This window comes from Deltaproteobacteria bacterium, from assembly GCA_019309045.1.
In the GTDB taxonomy this organism is placed as follows: Bacteria; Desulfobacterota; Syntrophobacteria; order BM002; family BM002; genus JAFDGZ01.
This window is the reverse complement of the sequence record JAFDGZ010000211.1, coordinates 1-2,263: the sequence shown is the minus strand read 5'-3', so window position 1 is coordinate 2,263 and position 2,263 is coordinate 1. Positions and strand designations below refer to the sequence as shown.

Genomic DNA, 2,263 nt, shown 5'->3' with positions numbered 1-2,263 from the left:
GTTATTCTGAAACCGGTAAAGATCTACCATTCGAATCTGGAGGATATACGTATGAAGATCAAGAAGTTGGGGCTTTCGGAGAACTCTTTGGAAGAGGCGATAAAATGGGCTCGTCCTAAATGAAAAGAGTTGTCATTGACACCAATGTACTGATCTCAGCTTTGCTCTTCGGGGGGAGACCGGCAAGGCTGATTCCACTCTGGAAGGCCGGCAGGATTCAGCCGCTTGCCTCCGAGGCGGTGTTCAAGGAGTATCTCAAGGTTTTCAGCTACCCCAGATTCAAGTTGTCCCAAAAAGAAATTGACTATCTGATTTCAGTTGAAATCCTTCCCTGGTTTGAAATCATTACCGTGCCTACGGGACCGCCCGTGATACTAGATGACCCCGAAGACGACAAGTTCATCTGGTGTGCATTGAGCGGTAAGGCTGAGGCGATTATCTCTGGTGATGAGCACATGTTGAGCGTTCCTGATCCTCCTGTGTTAATTCTCACCCCATCTGAATTTCTTGACAAAATTGCACGTCCATAGGATTACAAAGTTCTTCTGCTAGGTTGCCGTTGGCTTTAGTCAGACAACTATCTGATAATCTAGAATAAATGCTTCAAAGATAGTCTGATATTTATCTTAGGATAATGTTTTCGAGATAAGAAATGGCGGTGCGGAGAGCAGGCAGGGGGTGGTCAGGCAGCAGGAAATAGATATATATGTAAAGACGATGTTGATCGTGGGCAAACGCAGGCTAAAGCCTGCAGCTACTGATTATCCGGGTTGCCGTACACTGTGAGCCCTGCAACTGCGCGCAGCGCCACCGGCAGGCGCAAGCTTCAGGTTGCGCTAGGGGCAGCAATAGAATGACGCCATGCTACCAATTACCTTCATTATTTGACAATGGTGGCGTACACAGAGGAGATGCCGGGCTGCTGGGCTCCGTCCGGGTGAACACCGATTGGATAGAGGAGCACATACAGCTGAGGCGTGTATGAACACCAGGACAGTGGCTGGACGCTGTCTGTGGTGTTATTATATTGGTGCTGGCGGTAAATTTCAGGCTTTTCTGAATTGGCAACAGACAGTCGGAGGAATTGCAATGGCTGATGTGATTGACTACCGGATTCTTGGCGATGATATGCAGATTGTGGAAGTGGAACTTGACCCTGGCGAAGGTGTGAGAGCCGAGGCCGGGGCCATGATGTACATGGACGACAGCATTGTGATGCAAACCTCCACTGGAGGAGGACTCTTCAGAGGGTTCAAACGAATGCTCACAGGGGAGAGCTTTTTTATTACCACCTTTCTCAACAATGGCAATGAAAAAGCCCGTGTGGCTTTCGGTGCTCCCTATCCCGGGAAGATAATTCCCCTTGAGCTCGACAAGTTGGGCGGCAGTTTTCTGTGTCAAAAGGATGCCTTCCTGTGCGCTGCCGAAGGCATAGAAATCGAGGTGGCCTTCACCAAGAAACTGGGGACAGGGCTGTTCGGTGGTGAAGGTTTTATCTTGCAAAGACTGGAGGGCGATGGCCTGGCTTTCGTGCACGCAGGAGGCACAATCATGAAGAGAGAGCTCCGCGATCTGGAGACCTTGCGGGTGGATACCGGATGCCTGGTGGCCTTTGCTCCGTCCGTGGACTACGACATCGAGTTTGTGGGCGGCTTCAAGAACGCTCTTTTCGGCGGGGAAGGCATTGTTTTGGCGAAGATGACCGGCCCAGGACTCCTCTACCTGCAAAGCCTGCCCTTTTCTCGTCTGGCGGACCGGCTCTATGCAGCGGCGCGCTTCGAGCAGCGGGGTGAGAAGAGTGGCTTTGCTGGCATAGGCGGCGGCATCCTTGGCGGTATTCTGGGGGGAGATAAGGAGTACTAGCAGTAGATCATTGATTGAGGGTGTGACTACCAGACTTCATATACCTTCTGGATTTCATCCCGCCAGAATTGGCGCTTGTCTTCTTCTGTTTCGCCGGCGAATTTATTGACCTGCCTGGCGTATCTGAAGAATCCTTCACCGGGCATTCTGGTAGTGGGGTCCACTGCTACGGCGCTGAGCAATGGCCTGCCATTGCTGTGCTCTTCCTCATTGATCTCGCCCAGAAGGCGGCCAATTTCCCTGGCCGAATCAGCACCTGGCTCCAGAGCCATCATCTGGCGAAGTTCCTCATACCATACTCCCTCTTTCTTCCTGGCCGCCTCGAGCAGCCGACAATAAACCAGGCAGTAAATCTGGCTGCCACGATATCTCTGTAACGCTACTGCCATTTGGATGCTCC

General features: G+C 51.7%; 3 protein-coding genes. 2 read left to right on the top strand and 1 reads right to left on the bottom strand.

All coding sequences use genetic code 11. From position 1 onward, the window contains the following. Positions 1 to 119 precede the first annotated feature (119 nt). Together JRI89_17950 and JRI89_17945 are read left to right on the top strand one after the other, a co-directional pair. The gene (locus tag JRI89_17950) at positions 120 to 530 is read left to right on the top strand and encodes a putative toxin-antitoxin system toxin component, PIN family (GenBank protein MBW2073115.1); all 411 of its coding nucleotides are present in this window, start codon (positions 120 to 122) and stop codon (positions 528 to 530) included. Between the two features lie 559 nt (positions 531 to 1,089). Continuing rightward, entirely contained in the window at positions 1,090 to 1,863 is a 774-nt protein-coding gene (locus JRI89_17945) for a TIGR00266 family protein (protein MBW2073114.1), read from the top strand. Positions 1,864 to 1,889: 26 nt separating this feature from the next. Here the strand turns inward: JRI89_17945 and JRI89_17940 are convergent, their stop codons facing one another. Continuing rightward, complete coding sequence (locus JRI89_17940; GenBank protein ID MBW2073113.1) at positions 1,890 to 2,252, bottom strand: hypothetical protein; 363 nt, start codon at positions 2,250 to 2,252, stop codon at positions 1,890 to 1,892. Between the last annotated feature and the right edge of the window lie 11 nt (positions 2,253 to 2,263).

What these genes read in the sequence shown, in the direction of transcription:
- JRI89_17950 (MBW2073115.1), top strand. Translation starts at nt 120, where the DNA reads ATGAAAAGAGTTGTCATTGACACCAATGTACTGATCTCAGCTTTGCTC.
- JRI89_17945 (MBW2073114.1), top strand. Translation starts at nt 1,090, where the DNA reads ATGGCTGATGTGATTGACTACCGGATTCTTGGCGATGATATGCAGATT.
- JRI89_17940 (MBW2073113.1), bottom strand. Translation starts at nt 2,252, where the DNA reads ATGGCAGTAGCGTTACAGAGATATCGTGGCAGCCAGATTTACTGCCTG.